The following is a 14,277-nucleotide window of genomic DNA, read 5'->3' on the forward strand; positions in this document are numbered from 1 at the left end:
GAAAGGACTCAGCCTGCGGCTCCAGGCTCGAAGCGCGCGAGGAAGACCTTGTATTGCAGCGAGACGAAGAGCGGACGCGGCGCCACCAGTCCGGTCAGGGCGAACAGCGCGAACAGCGCGGCATCGGACTCGATGGGCCGCATCACCGCGAAGAGCTGGCGCCGACGCTCCAACTCGTCCGGAGGGATTCCATACGCCCGCAACCGCCGCAGCTCCACGTTCGTCAGCTCGGGGTCCTTGCCGACGCGGCAGCCCAGGACGAGGGGCGCTCCGGGCTTGAGCCGCCGGGTCACCTCTCGCAGCAACTCGATGCGGGCCTCCTCTCCCTCCACATGGTGCAGGACCCCCATCATCTGCGCGCCGTCGAACGGGGGGCCGGGAGGCAGGGTGTGCAGCTCGCCCACGTGCAGATGCGTGCGCGAGAGCAGTCCTTCGGCCTCCAGACGCTTGCGGGCGACGGCGAGCATGGCTTCAGAGGGGTCCACACCCGTGAAGCGCCAGCCCGGCACGTCGAAGCGGGTGTAGGGCATCAACTCCGCGCCCGTGCCCAGCCCCACGAAGAGTAGCGATGCCTCGTCCTGACCGTCGAGACAGGCGGTCAGCGCGCTGACACCGAGTTCGTACGCCGCCTGGAAACCGGCGAGGCTGACGGACGCCTGGGTGTCGTAGTGGGCGGCGCGGTCGGCGCCAAAGCCCGGCACGATGTGGTGGGCGGAGGGGGCGGGGTGTTCGTGAGCCATGACGTGTCCTCGGGAGGCCCGCGGGAGGCGGGCGATTGGACCAGAGGATGCGTGGGGCCCCCGATGAATGGGAGAGCGGGGATTCAGGCTGGATCGGCGGAAACTCCGGTCCCGCCAGTTCGTGCGCATGGGGGCCGCTCAAGCATTGCGGCGCACCCTGCCCGCGTCGTCGTGGCGCCCGGTGCGCCCTCCCGTGGCGGACGAGCCCGACCGGTGATGGTACGGCAAGGCGCCCTTCCAGGAGTGAACCCCGGCCCCTCCCACCTGAGAGGGGCCCTCGGGGGCCGGCTTCAAGGAGCCAGGGGCTGGAGAGGGCGCGGCCCAGGAGCGCGAGCTTGTCGGAGGCCATGCCTCGCGCTCTTGGCGCGCCACAAGGGCTGGATCTCGCTGACACCAATCCACATGTGCCTCGAACGAAAGAGCATTGCTTCCCGCATCGGCGTGGCGCCCCCGGTGCCTCCTGGTTAGACCAGCGGGCGAAAACACGCGTGGAAGCGCCGCGCGGTGGACGTCCGGCCACCTCCGGGGAGGAGCAGACGTTGCGCCCACGTCACTGCACGCACTCGCACTTGCCCGGGAATGACGGAGGCGGCGTAAGGTGCCCGCCCGAGTCGACACCGGAGGAGGCAGCGGCATGGACGCGCAGGGCCTGCACATCGAGACCCACCCCCGTGAAGGAGAACCGGTGCTGCGCGCCGGGCGCCCGGACCCGTGCACGGTGGTGCTCTTCGGCGCCACCGGAGACCTGGCCGAGCGCAAGCTGTTCCCCGCCCTCTTCGAGCTGGCCCGCGCCAACCTCCTCCCGGAGCGCTTCGCCGTCGTCGCATACAGCCGCTCCACGCTGCACGCGGACGCCTTCCGGAACGACGTGAAGGCGGGCCTCCAGAAGTTCGCCCGCACGCAGCCGCTGGACGAGGACACCTGGAAGCGCTTCGCCCCGCGCCTGGAGGTTGTCTCCGGCGCCTATGACGACCCGGCCTCCTTCGCCCGCCTGAGGGAGAAGCTGGACGAGGTCTCCCGCCACCACGGCACCGAGGGCAACCAGCTCTACTACCTGGCCACCCCCGCCTCCACCTTCCCGCAAATCCTCCACGGGCTCGCCGGCGCCGGCCTGCTGCCGCGGCAGGAGGAGCCCCACCAGAAGCCCTGGCGGCGCATCGTCATCGAGAAGCCCTTCGGGCATGACCTGGAGAGCGCGCGCGAGCTCAACCGCGAGCTGTCGTCGGTGCTGGACGAGCGGCAGGTGTTCCGCATCGACCACTACCTGGGCAAGGAGACGGTGCAGAACATCCTCGTCTTCCGCTTCGCCAACGCCATCTTCGAGCCGCTGTGGAACCGGCAGCACATCGACCACGTGGAAATCACCGCGGCGGAGAAGATTGGCGTGGAGGGCCGCGGCGGCTTCTACGACGAGACGGGCGTCATCCGGGACATGGTGCAGAACCACCTGCTCCAGGTGCTCGCACTGTGCGCCATGGAGCCACCGGTGTCCTTCGGCGCGGAGGACATCCGCGACGAGAAGAACAAGGTCTTCCGCGCGCTGCGCACCCTGGAGGGCCGCGAGGTGTCGCAGGCCGTGGTGGTGGGCCAGTACGAGGGCTACCGCCAGGAGAAGGGCGTGAAGCCCGGCTCGCGCACGCCCACGTACGTGGCCATGAAGATGAACGTGGACTCCTGGCGCTGGCAGGGCGTGCCCTTCTACCTGCGCGCGGGCAAGCACCTGAAGGAGCGCGTGACGGAGGTGTCCATCCACTTCAAGGCGGTGCCGGTGGGCCTCTTCGCGGGCGAGGGCGCCACCTGCCAGCGCCTGCAGCCCAACGTGCTCACCCTGCGCATCCAGCCGAAGGAAGGCATCGCCCTCTCCTTCGAGTCCAAGGTGCCCGGAGAGGACGTCAGCATCGCGGGCGTCACCATGGACTTCAACTACGCGGAGAGCTTCCACAAGCCGGTGCCGGAGGCGTACGAGCGGCTGCTCCTGGACTGCATGCGCGGCAACGCCACCCTCTTCGCGCGGCAGGACAGCGTGGAGCAGGCGTGGTCCTACGTGACGCCCATCCTCCAGGCGCTGGAGTCCGGCGAGGGCGGCGAGGTGCACTCCTACGCGCAGGGCAGCACCGGCCCGGACGCCGCCGCCGCGCTGCTGGCCCGCGACGGCCGGAGGTGGACACGGCTATGAGCTTCGCGCCTCCCCGAGTCGTCCCCTCGGAGTCCCTGGCCCAGGAGGCCGCCGCGTGGATGGCGCGCTCGCTCCAGGACGCGCTCGCCACGCGCCCGCGCGCGAGCCTGGCCCTGTCCGGCGGCGGCACGCCGGGCCCCGCGTACCGGGCGCTGGCGGACATGAAGCTCCCCTGGGAGCGGGTGGACGTCTTCTTCGTGGACGAGCGCTTCGTGCCGCCGGACCACGCGGAGAGCAACTACCGGCTGGTGGAGGACACGCTGCTCAAGCCGCTGCGGCTTCCCTCCTCGCAGGTGTTCCGCATGGAGGGCGAGCGCGAGGACCGCGACGCCGCCGCGCGCGACTACGAGGCGAAGCTGCCCCCGGTGCTGGACGTGGTGCTGCTGGGCATGGGCCCGGACGGGCACACGGCCAGCCTCTTTCCCGGCCACCCCGCGCTGGAGGAGCGCGAGCGGCGGGTGCTGGCGGTGGTGGGCCCCAAGCCGCCGCCCTGGCGGATGACGTTGACGCTGCCGGTGCTGCTGTCGGCGCGCGCGGTGCTGAACCTGGTGGCGGGCGCGGGCAAGGCGGACGCGGTGCGAAGGGCGCTCGCGGGTGACGTGAGCCTGCCGGCGGCCCGGGTGACGAATACGCAGTGGATGCTGGACCCCTCCGCCGCCGGACGGTGAGCGGACCGTGACAGGACTTCGGGAGGAAACATGAGTGAGGCAGCGGGCGCGCAGTTCGGCGTGGCGGGCATGGGTGTCATGGGGGCGGCCCTCGCCCTCAACATCGCGGACCACGGCTTCCGGGTGACGGTGTGGGACCGGCACATCGAGCGCGTCGACGAGATGCACACGAAGTACGGCCACCCGGAGGTGAAGGGCACCGCGTCGCTGGAGGAGTTCGTCCAGCGGCTGGAGCGCCCGCGCCGGGTGCTGCTGATGGTGACGGCGGGCGCGGCGGTGGACCAGATGATGGAGCGCCTGTTCCCCCTGCTGTCGCCGGGCGACGTCATCATGGACGCGGGCAACTCCTGGTTCCATGACACGCGCCGCCGCGAGGAGCTGTGCAAGTCGAAGGGGCTGCACTTCCTGGGCGTCGGCGTGTCCGGTGGCGAGGAGGGCGCGCGCAACGGCCCGTCCATCATGCCGGGCGGCCCGCCGGAGGCGTACGCGCTGGTGCGTCCCGTGCTGGAGGCCATCGCCGCTCGCGCGGAGTCGGGCCTGTGCGTCACCCACGTGGGCGCGGACGGCGCGGGCCACTTCGTGAAGATGGTGCACAACGGCATCGAGTACGCCGACATGCAGCTGCTGGCGGAGACGTACGACGTGCTGCGCCGGGGCCTGGGGCTGGGCGCGGACGCGCTGGCGGAGCTGTTCTCCAGGTGGAACGAGGGCATCGCCGAGTCCTTCCTGCTGGAGACCACCATCCAGGTGCTGCGCAAGAAGGACCCGGAGACGGGCAAGCCGCTGGTGGACCTGGTGCTGGACAAGGCGGGCCAGAAGGGCACCGGCAAGTGGACGGTGCAGGTGGCTTTGGACCTGGGCGTCCCGGTGCCCTCCATCGCGGCGGCGCTGGACGCGCGCAACCTGTCCTCCATGAAGGACGAGCGCGTGGCGGCGAGCGCGAAGCTGAGGGGCCCGTCCGAGCAGCTCTCCCCGGAGGAGAAGGCGCAGCTCGCGGCGTGGGCGCATGACGCGCTCTACGCGGCGCGGGTGGTGACGTACGCGCAGGGCATGCGGCTCATCCAGGCGGCGTCCAACGAGTACCAGTGGGGCATCTCCCTGGCGGAGATGGCGCGCATCTGGCGGGGCGGCTGCATCATCCGCGCGAAGCTGCTCACCCCGCTGCGCGAGTCCTTCGAGAAGCAGCCGGCCCTGCCCAACCTCGTGGTGTCGGACGCCTTCGCGCCGGTGCTGGAGCGCATGGCCCCCGCATGGCGCAAGCTGGTGGCGGTGGCCACGAAGGTGGGCATCCCCGTGCCGGTGTTCAGCGCCTCGCTGGCGTACCTGGACAGCTACCGCAGCCCGGAGCTGCCGCAGAACCTCACCCAGGCCCAGCGCGACGCCTTCGGCGCACACACGTACCAGCGCCGGGACAGGCCGGAAGCGGGCTTCGTCCACACGGAGTGGGGTAGGTAGCGCCCCCCTCCCGACACAGACACGTCCAGCCTTCCGCTCCCGCAAGGCATCGTGCATGGTTATGGGGGTCCCCACCACAGAGCCCCCCAACATGACATTGGATGCTGGAGCGAAGCTGCTGCAAGCGGTGCGAGAGCTGGCCCCCACCCTCACGGCACGGAGCGCTGAGATTGAGAAGGCGGGAGAGCTCCCCGAGGACCTCGTCGCCCTGCTGAAGGACCTCGGCTGTTACCGGATGTTCGTGCCGCGCAGCCACGGCGGCCTGGAGCTGGACCTGGTGACGGGGCTGGAGGTGCTGGCCGAGCTGGCCCGCGCGGACGCCTCCACCGGGTGGACGATGATGATTACCTCGGAGAGCCCCCAGCTCTTCTCCCTGCTCCCTCGCGAGGAGTTCGACGCCCTCTACGCCAACGGCCCGGACATCACCGGGGGCGGCGCCTTCAACGCCCAGGGCCTGGCCATGCAGGTGGACGGCGGCTACCGCGTCACCGGCCGCTGGAACTTCGCCAGCAACTGCCGGCGGACGGACTGGCTCTTCGGCAACTGCGTCGTCCTGGGCCCGGACGGCCAGCCCCGCCCCGGCCCCGTCGAGGGCCTGCCGGAGACACGCGCCATGGTGGTCCCCGCCCGCGACGTGCGCATCGAGGAGCACTGGGACGTGCTCGGCATGCGGGGCACGGGCAGCCACGACATCCTCATCGACACCTTCGTCCCCCAGCAGCGCACCTTCGACATCTTCACCGGCCAGCCCGCCGTGCCCGGCCCCTGCTACATGGTGCCGGTGCTGCACTACGCGCTGCACATCGGCGCGGTGGCGGCCGGCATCGCCCAGGGCGCGGTGGACGACCTGCTCGTCCTCGCCCGCTCCGGCAAGCGCCGGCTGTACGCGCGCACCTCGCTCATCGACTCGCCCGTGTTCCGCAACCGGCTCGGCCGCGCGGAGACGGGCGCCCGAGCCGCGCACGACACCCTGCGCCGCATGGGCGAGGTCTTCTGGGAGGCCTGCAAGCACTCTCCCCAGGCCGCCTTCGCCATGGCCCCGCAGGTGTCCGCCACGCTGGCGTGGGTGGCGGAGACGGCCGCGGAGGTGGTGACGGCCTGCTACCACGCGGGCGGCGGCACCACCGTGCGCGACGGCACGTCCCTCCAGCGGCGCTTCCGCGACATCCACACCCTCACCCAGCACGCCGCCGTCGCGGAGGGCTGGTTCACCCAGGAGGGCAGCGCGCTGCTCGGCTTCCCCGTCCTCTTCGAGGCGTAGCCGGCGGGCCTACCGCTTCGGCGCCGTGCCCCGCAGCTCCGCGCGGCGAATCTTCCCGCTCACCGTCTTGGGCAGCTCGGTGACGAACTCGATGTCGCGCGGGTACTTGTACGGCGCCGTCGTGTGCTTCACGTGCTCCTGCAATTCCTTCGCGAGCGCGCCGGACGCGGTGTGCCCCGGCGCCAGCACCACGAAGGCCTTGATGCGCTGGCCAATCTTGTCGTCCGGCACGCCGATGACGGCCGACTCCGCCACGGCCGCGTGCTCCAGCAGCGCGGACTCCACCTCGAAGGGGCCCACCCGGTAGCCGGACGTCTTGATGACGTCGTCCGCGCGGCCCACGAACCAGAAGTACCCTTCCGCGTCCCGCACCGCCCGGTCCCCCGTCACGTACCAGTCTCCCCGGCGGCAGGCCGCGTTGGCGCCCTCGTCGTCGAGGTAGCCCTGGAACAGCCCCACCGGCCGCTCCGGCGCCACGCGCACGGCGATGTCCCCCTCCTGCCCGTCCGCCACCTCGCGGCCCTGGTCGTCGATGACGCCCACGGTGAAGCCCGGGGACGGCTTGCCCATGGAGCCCACGCGCGGCTCCACGCCCGGGTACATGCCCACCAGCACCACCGTCTCCGTCTGCCCGTAGCCCTCGCGGATGTGCAGCCCCGTGGCCTCCTTCCACGTGTCGATGACCTCGGGGTTGAGCGGCTCGCCCGCGCTCACCGTGTGCCGCAGCGAGGACAGGTCAAAGCCCTTCAAGTCCTGGAGCACCATGGCCCGCCACGCGGTGGGCGGCGCGCAGAAGGTGGTGACGCGCTGGGACTCCAGCACCTTGAGCAGCTTCGCCGGCTCGAAGCGGCCCCGGAAGTCGTAGACGACGTTGCACGCGCCCTGGCTCCACGGCCCGAAGAGCTTGCCCCACGCGCACTTCGCCCAGCCGGTGTCGCTCAGCGTCAGGTGCCGGTCCTCCGGCGTGAGGTCCAGCCAGTAGCGCCCGGTAATCACGTGCCCCAGGCCGTAGCTGGCCTGCGTGTGCAGCACCATCTTCGGCATGCCGGTGGTGCCGGAGGTGAAGTAGATGAGCAGCGGGTCGTCCGCGCGCGTGGGCGGGAAGGTGGCCTCGTGCGCGCCCGTGCCCGCCGCCCCGGCCTCGTAGCGCACCCAGGGCGAGGGAGCGCCCTCGCCCACCGCCACCCAGGTCTCCACCCGGCCCGTGCCGGCGAGCCCCTCGAAGCGGTCCAGGCAGCTCGTGTCCGCGATGACGGCGTTGGCATCCGCGGCCACCAGCCGGTAGCGGATGTCCTTGACGGTGAGCATGGGCGTGCCGGGCATGAAGACGATGCCGGCGCGGATGCAGCCCAGCACCAGGAACCACCACTCCGGCACGCGCGGCATCATGATGAAGACGCGGTCCCCCCGGTGCAGGCCCAGCCCGGCGAGGAAGCTCGCGGCGTGTTGCGAGTGCCGCCGCACGTCCTCCCAGGTGAAGCGCCGCTCGCGCCCCGCCTCGTCGGACCAGAGCAGCGCCAGCGCGTCCGGGCGCTCGGAGGCGTGCCGGTCCACGACGTCGGCGGCGAAGTTGAAGTGCTCGGGGCGCTCCCACCGGAAGGCCCGGCGCGTGGCCTCGTAGTCACTCATGTTGCGCGGTGCGGAAGGGGGCATCGGTCTCTCCTGGAGAGAGGGGAGCTTAAACGCGAAGAGGCCCGTCCTCCCGGACAGGCCTCCGCGGATGAAGCAGTTTGCTTCAGTGCTTCAGTTGATTTGCGTGCAGTTGAACAGCCGGGTGTACGCCTCGCAGGTGCGCAGCGTGTTCAGCAGGAGCTGCTCCGCGCTGGCGCGGCCCCGCATGTCCTCGCTCCAGGCCCGCTCGCGGTCCGCCAGCAGCGTCAGCCACGGGTCTCGGGAGGCGTGGGCGAAGCGCGCGAGCGCCTTGAGCGCCTCGGCGTCCTTCGCCGCCGCGCCCGTGTGCACCAGCGCGCCGAAGTAGAGGTCCCACTCCTGCGAGCGGCGCAGCGAGTCCAGCAGGCCCGGCGTCAGCGCGCCGTCCAGCAGCTTCGCGTAGTCGCGCGCCAGCGGGGCACGCACGGCGAAGTCCCGCGCCGCCATGTCCCGGACGTAGTCCTGCAGCACCGAGCCACCGCCCACGCGGTCCAGCTCCTTCGCGAGCGGCGCCAGCGCCGTCACCGCGCCGGGCGTGGTGGCCGTGCGCACCGCCTCGTAGAAGGCCTCGCGCGCGAGCGCCGGCTGCTGCATCAGCTCCTTCAGGTCCGCCGTGCCCGCGGAGAGCCGCCTGCTCGTCTCGCGCACCTGCGTCCGCCACCGCGCCTCTTCCAGCTCCAGGGAGTCGCGCAGCTCGTTGGCGCGGGTCTCCGCCTCCTTCGCCCAGCCCTCCTCCTGCGCCGGCAGCGCCGCCGCGTCCCGGAAGGACACCTCCGCCAGCTTCTTCAGCCCGCGGCCCTGCAGCGCCAGCCCGCGGTTCCACAGCGCCTGCGCGTGCCTCGGCTCCCGGCGCAGCGCGCCGCCGAGCAGCCCCAGCGCGTCCTCCCAGCGGCCGCGGCTGAGGGCCACCACCGCGAGGTCGTTGTCCTTGTCCGGCGAGTCCGGAGCCCGCAGCAGGAAGGCCTCCGCCTGCTGCCAGTCCCCGCGCAGCGCGTACGCCGCGGCGATGCCCCGGAAGTCCTGGCGCTCCTCCAACTCCGCCAGCGGCCGCAGCGGCAGCACGTCCGCGGTCTGCGCCGTGCCCCGGTACGGCACGTAGGGCCGGAACGGGTCCGCCTTCGGGTGGCTCAGCCGCGCGTCCAGCTTCCGCTCCGTCGCGCTCGCCAGCCATACCTCGCCCGGCATCTCCGGCTCCGACTGAAGGCGGAACACCCCCACCGCCGCCATCCCCGCCGCCAGCGCCACCGGCACCGCCGTCCGGTACGCGCGGTGCAGCCAGGGCCGCAGCGGCGTCACCTTCCGGGAGTGCTCGGCCTGCTCGCCGCCGGTGCCCGCGCCCGCCAGGGCCCGCGAGGCCAGCATCTCCAGCTGGAGCAAATCCCTCAGTCCGACCTCGCACTCAGCACAACGCGTCAGATGGTGACGGAAGGCCTCCGCCTCGGTGGCGGACAGCTCTCCGTCCACGAAGAGGTGCAGCTTGGTGCATGGCGTGTTCATGAGCTTCGTGCCCCCTGCTCCCGGGCCACCGCCACCTGGGGCAGCAGCAGTTCCTTCAAATCCCGCCGCGCCAGGGTGAGCCAACTGCCCACCGTGCCCACGGGAACGTTGAAATGCTCGGCGATGGCCGTGTAGCGCCTGCCCTCCGCGTGGAGCCGGTAGGCGTCCCGCAGGTGGGGCTTCAGCCGCTCGATGGCCTTCTGGAACTCGTCGGTGTTCACCAGCTCCCAGTTCTCCTGGGAGTCCTCCGGCGACACCGCCGCGTCCTGCACCAGCGCCAGGTGGGGCAGTCCCCGGACTTCCGTCCGCTGGCGGCGGCAGTAGTCCAGGAACCGGTTCGTCATGGTGGTGCACAGCCAGGCCGCCGCCGCCGAGTCCGTCCTGTCCTTCAACTGGGAGAACTCGGGCATTGCCCGCTCGAACGTCTCCTGGACCAGGTCCTCCGGTTCCAGGCTGGAGCGGGCACACAACCGGCGCGCCAGGCCCAGGAGGGCCGGACGATGCTGGCGGATGAACGCTTCAAAGCGCCGCCGCTCCCGGTTGAAGAGGTCTGCCATTGATGCCCCACGCTTGTGCTGCTGGTGGTTTCCCACCAAAGACGCGCGGCGGCCCAATCCTTGAGAAGAAAAAAGCAGCCGCCCGGCGGAAAATGCCCGGGAGGGTGGAAATTGCCCTCTCCGGGCGGGGATCAGCGGCCCTGCGACGTGCTGGCCGCGCCCATCAGGGCGGGCCCCACCGGCGGCGGCAGGGGCCGGCGCTGGCGCTGGACGTCCACGTTGGTGGCGCAGTCCACGTAGTTGTTCTTGACGTTGGCCTCCCTGGCGACACTCTCCTGGAGGTCGGCCTTCACCGACTCATTGGCACCGGGCGTCATCACGCTCGCTCCTCGTGCTGGGATACAGGCAGCACGGACAAGTTGCTGATGGATGAAAAACGAGAACGGTTGTGCTCCTTACCACGCCGGTTCCATTTCCGTGAGTAGCCCCGGGTCGGATTGGCGCCAGGAATTCAGGGAGTTCTAAATGTCCAAGGAAAATTCGCGTCTGACGCCCGAGTGGCAGGGGTGGCTGGTGGAGAACCTCGCGCTGGGCGTGAGCGAGGAAGAGGCGCGGCAGGTCCTTCAGGGTGCCGGCGTGAGCGAGGACGTGGCGCGGGAAGAGGTGGCCGGCGTGCTGGCACATCCCTACTACCAGGCCGCCTGGCGCCTGGGACGCCGGTACAGCTGGATGGAGTCCGTGATGGACGTCTACAGCGCGCTGCTGCGGCAGGCGGGCCAGCACCAGACGCTTGAGCGGCGCGAGGACCTGGCGCCGGAGGAGTTCTTCACGCGCTACTACTTCGGGCACCGGCCGGTGGTGCTGACGGGGATGATGCGGGACTGGCCCGCGCTGGGCCGCTGGTCGCTGAAGTCCCTGGCCGAGCGCGCGGGGGAGGTGGAGGTGGAGGTGATGACGGGGCGCAACGCCAACCCGGACCACTCTCCCCAGTACGAGAAGCACCGCACCTCCATGCGCTTCCGGGACTACCTGCACATGGTGGAGACGGGCGGCGAGACGAACGACTACTACATGGTGCCGCGCAACGAGAACTGGACGCGGGACGGCTTCCGCCCGCTGCGCGAGGACGTGCGCGCGCCCAGGGGCATCATCGACGCGGAGCTGCGGCCGGACATGATGACGCTGCTGCTGGGCCCGGCGGGCACCGTCACCCCGCTGCACCACGACAACATGAACGTGCTGCTGGCGCAGGTGATGGGGCGCAAGCACGTGAAGCTCATCCCCTCCTTCCAGCGGCACCTGATGTACCCGCGCTACGGCACCTTCAGCGAGGTGGACGCGGAGCGCCCGGACCCGGAGCGCTTCCCCCTCTACGCGGAGGCGGACGTGGTGGAGGCGGTGCTGGAGCCGGGGGAGATGGTCTTCATCCCCGTGGGCTGGTGGCACTGGGTGCGCGCGCTGGACGTGAGCGCCTCGGTGACGTTCCACCACTTCCGGGTGCCCAAGGGGAACACGTACCTGCCCACGCCTCCCTGAGGGCGCCGGGGGCCGGCCGCGCTACTCGGACGTCTCCACGAGCAGCACGTGCTGCGTCCAGCCGTTGCGCGAGTCGCGCTCGAGCCACTTGCGCCGCTCGTCGCGCAGGGCCTCGGCGGGTGAGGTGCCCGCGCGGATGCGCTGGCGCACCCCGTCGAAGAACCGGCCGGCGGCGTCGGGGATGTCCACGGTGGAGGCGAGCACCGCCCGGGCGCCCGCGTCGATGAAGGCGGCCGGCAGGCTGAAGGGCTCGTGGGTGGTGGAGGAGGCCAGGCGGCCCGCGCTGCACGCGGCGAGGTAGACGAGCGGCGAGCCCATCAGCCGCTGCTGCCGGACGACGTCCGCGGTGAGGGCGTAGCGCCCGTTGCCCTCCGGAGAGAGCACCACCAGTGACGCGTCCGACAGGGCGGGGTCGCTGATGCCGTGTGCGTGAATCTCGATTTCGGTGGCGTCCGACATGCTGGAGAGCACGCGCGAGGGCGTCGCCTCCGAGCCGGACAGCAGCTCCAGCGGCGTGGGCCCCGGCTCCGGCGGAGGCGTCCAGGCGGGCAGCCGCGGCAACTGCAGCAGCGACGGAGCCTCCACGCTGGAGACGACGAGCCGGCGTCCCCCGGACGCGGTGCGCGGCTGGGCCGTGCGGCCCATGCGGAAGCTCCAGGCCATGTCCGGCGGCAGCAGGTCCGTGCGGCCGAAGACGGGCGCCCAGGCCAGCACGTCCACGCGCTCGCAGCCCCGCAGCTTCTGCCGCAGCCCCTCGGGGACGAGCCTGGAGGTGGGGCTGCGGGAGAAGGGCTCCTCGCGGTTCTCGTCGTAGTGCCCCTCCACCCTTCCATCGGCACCGCGAGCGACCACCACCGCGCGCTCGTGGTGCACCGCCGCGGCCAGCGCGCACCGCGAGGGCACGGACGTCCCCAGTTGCGCGGCCATCAACTCCAGCACCCGGACATAGTCGCCCGTGCGCCCCGCGTCGGTGATGAGCGACGAATAGCTCAGCGTCCAGGCCTCGCGCGCCAGCGTGTCCGCGCGCGGCAGCTTCTCCGCCTCGTCGATGGCACGCCGCAGCAGGGCCTGGCCCTGTTCACGCTCGCGGTCCAGCATGAAGCGCCCCTCGATGTAGCGCGTGTAGACGGCGTCACCGGGCATGGGGTTGGAGGCGCGTGCGGCGAGCGTGCGGCGGAGCAGCTCCGCGTCACCCGAGGCCGGATGGGTGCGGGCCATCTCCGCGAAGGTGGCGCCGAACATATGGTCCAGCGGCGCGGTGGGGCACGCCGCGGCGGCCTCCAGCGCGCGGCGCGCGTCCTCCGGGCGCATGTCCAGGAAGTGGATGTGCGCCAGGTTGACCTGGGGCCAGTAGCAGGTGTTGAACCGCCCGCCTCGCGCGGACCACTCCTCGACGTAGGCCCGGGCGCTCGAGAAGTCACCGCGGTCCCGGGAGATGTGGGCCAGCATCTCCAGCGAGGTCAGCTCCAGCTCCCACTCGCGGAGCTGGCGCGCCCACGTCCAGGCAGTGTGGGCGTGGCGCTCGGCCTCGGTGAGGCGCCGCAGCTCGGCATAGAGGATGCCCAGGCGAAGCTCCAGCTCCACGCAGCGCGCGGACAGGGCGCCCTCGCGGCAGCGCTGGAGCGCACTGAAGAGCCGCTGCTCGGCCTTCCACCACTCCCCGTCCGCCATTTCCTTCCGGGCCTGCTCGCGCTCCAGATAGAAGTGGAACCAGGGGTCCTGCTGGCGCCTGCCGCGCTCCACCGCGTCCGCCAGGTAGCCCAGCGCGCCGCGGGTGCGGAGGACCGCCCCCAGGAAGAGGTCGTCCTCGCCGGAGGCCCGCAGCGTGTCCAGCATCGACTCCGACGCCTGGGTCCGAGAGCGCACCAGCTCCGCGTAGCCGCGCGCCAGGCCGCCGCGCCGGGCGAAGTCCCGGGCCGCCACGCGCCGCACGTAGTCGCCCAGCGCGGTGCCGCCCTGGAGCCGGTCCAGCTCCTGCGCGAGCGGGAGCAGCCCCATCGCGCGCTCCTTGGAGGAAGCGGAGCGGACCACCTCGTAGAAGTGCTGCCGGACCACGCCGGGGTGCTGCCGGGCCTCGTCCAGGGGCAGCGGCGCCTGGGCGTCATCCATGAGCGCCAGGGTGGCGTCCCGCGCGCCCTTCCACTTCCGGGCGCGCTCCAGCGTCTCCTCGCGCAGGGTGAGCGCGTGCGCATGGGCCTCGCGGCCCCAGCCCGGCTCGTTCAGGGAGGCCACCTGCTCGTAGGTCTCCGCCGCTTTCATGGTGAGCCCCATCTCCTGGAGCACCAGCGCGCGGTTCCACAGCGCCTGCGGGTGCTTCGGGTGGGAGGCCAGCACCGCGTCCAGCAGCCGCAGGGCCTTCTCGTGGGCGCCCCGGGCCAGGTGCACCGCGGCCAGGTCCGTGTCCCGGTCCGGCGACGCGGGCATCCGCTCCAGGAAGGAGGCCGCCTGGTTCCACTCGCCCTGGAGGGCATAGGCGGCGGCGATGCCCCCCCAGTCCCCGGCCTCCTCCAGCCGGGCCAGCTCCCTCAGGGGGATGGGCTCGGGGGGAACGGGACATCCCCCGGACGACACGCGGGGCCGGTGCCTGTCCGCCTCGGGGTGGGTGAGCCGGGCCTCGATGCGCGCCGCGGCCCGGCGCTCCGCCCAGAACTGGGGCGTGACGCCCGCGTCTGCCCCCTTGGATGGGGAGCACGCGAGCATCGTGGTCAGCACGAGCACGGGCGTCGCCAGCGCCAGGACCAGGACCTTGTCGTACGCCGGCTTCAACATACTGCCCCCTCGGGCGCCACCCCCAAGC

Annotated in this window: 11 protein-coding genes; 5 read left to right on the top strand and 6 right to left on the bottom strand. The window is 71.8% G+C overall.

What is annotated here, in order from left to right; all coding sequences use genetic code 11:
- Window positions 1-8 precede the first annotated feature (8 nt).
- Window positions 9-740, bottom strand: a complete 732-nt coding sequence (locus K8638_RS02740) for a class I SAM-dependent methyltransferase (RefSeq protein ID WP_223752792.1) — start codon at window positions 738-740, stop codon at window positions 9-11.
- Between the two features lie 634 nt (window positions 741-1,374).
- Between K8638_RS02740 and zwf the strand changes: the two genes are divergently transcribed.
- The 4 genes from zwf (at window position 1,375) to K8638_RS02760 (ending at window position 6,300) form a co-directional block, all read left to right on the top strand.
- Window positions 1,375-2,916, top strand: coding sequence for a glucose-6-phosphate dehydrogenase (gene zwf, locus K8638_RS02745; RefSeq protein ID WP_223752793.1), 1,542 nt, complete (start codon window positions 1,375-1,377; stop codon window positions 2,914-2,916).
- Complete coding sequence (gene pgl, locus K8638_RS02750; RefSeq protein ID WP_223752794.1) at window positions 2,913-3,584, top strand: 6-phosphogluconolactonase; 672 nt, start codon at window positions 2,913-2,915, stop codon at window positions 3,582-3,584. The genes zwf and pgl overlap by 4 nt, the downstream gene beginning before the upstream one ends.
- A 30-nt stretch (window positions 3,585-3,614) precedes the next feature.
- On the top strand, window positions 3,615-5,039 hold the full coding sequence (gene gndA, locus K8638_RS02755; RefSeq protein ID WP_223752795.1) for an NADP-dependent phosphogluconate dehydrogenase: 1,425 nt from the start codon (window positions 3,615-3,617) through the stop codon (window positions 5,037-5,039).
- A gap of 91 nt (window positions 5,040-5,130) precedes the next feature.
- Window positions 5,131-6,300 (top strand): acyl-CoA dehydrogenase family protein, encoded by a 1,170-nt coding sequence (locus K8638_RS02760; RefSeq protein WP_223752796.1) that lies wholly within the window; start codon window positions 5,131-5,133, stop codon window positions 6,298-6,300.
- 9 nt (window positions 6,301-6,309) lie between these two features.
- Here K8638_RS02760 and K8638_RS02765 read toward each other — a convergent pair whose 3' ends face one another.
- From K8638_RS02765 to K8638_RS02780, 4 genes are all read right to left on the bottom strand, one after another.
- Window positions 6,310-7,953, bottom strand: a complete 1,644-nt coding sequence (locus tag K8638_RS02765) for an acyl-CoA synthetase (RefSeq protein WP_223752797.1) — start codon at window positions 7,951-7,953, stop codon at window positions 6,310-6,312.
- A 90-nt stretch (window positions 7,954-8,043) separates the two neighbouring features.
- A complete protein-coding gene (locus K8638_RS02770) occupies window positions 8,044-9,447 on the bottom strand; it encodes a zf-HC2 domain-containing protein (RefSeq protein ID WP_223752798.1) in 1,404 nt (467 codons plus the stop codon).
- Window positions 9,444-10,004 carry an RNA polymerase sigma factor gene (locus tag K8638_RS02775; protein ID WP_223752799.1) on the bottom strand — a complete coding sequence of 187 codons (561 nt, stop codon included), beginning with the start codon at window positions 10,002-10,004 and terminating at the stop codon, window positions 9,444-9,446. Before K8638_RS02775 ends, K8638_RS02770 begins: the two co-directional genes overlap by 4 nt.
- A gap of 131 nt (window positions 10,005-10,135) precedes the next feature.
- Entirely contained in the window at window positions 10,136-10,324 is a 189-nt protein-coding gene (locus tag K8638_RS02780) for a hypothetical protein (protein ID WP_223752800.1), read from the bottom strand.
- 145 nt (window positions 10,325-10,469) lie between these two features.
- Here K8638_RS02780 and K8638_RS02785 point away from each other — a divergent pair, with 145 nt between their 5' ends.
- Complete coding sequence (locus K8638_RS02785; protein WP_223752801.1) at window positions 10,470-11,480, top strand: cupin-like domain-containing protein; 1,011 nt, start codon at window positions 10,470-10,472, stop codon at window positions 11,478-11,480.
- A 21-nt stretch (window positions 11,481-11,501) separates the two neighbouring features.
- Here the strand turns inward: K8638_RS02785 and K8638_RS02790 are convergent, their stop codons facing one another.
- On the bottom strand, window positions 11,502-14,249 hold the full coding sequence (locus K8638_RS02790) for a CHAT domain-containing protein (RefSeq protein WP_223752802.1): 2,748 nt from the start codon (window positions 14,247-14,249) through the stop codon (window positions 11,502-11,504).
- Between the last annotated feature and the right edge of the window lie 28 nt (window positions 14,250-14,277).

The sequence above is a fragment of the Myxococcus sp. RHSTA-1-4 genome, from assembly GCF_020037125.1.
GTDB lineage: Bacteria > Myxococcota > Myxococcia > Myxococcales > Myxococcaceae > Myxococcus.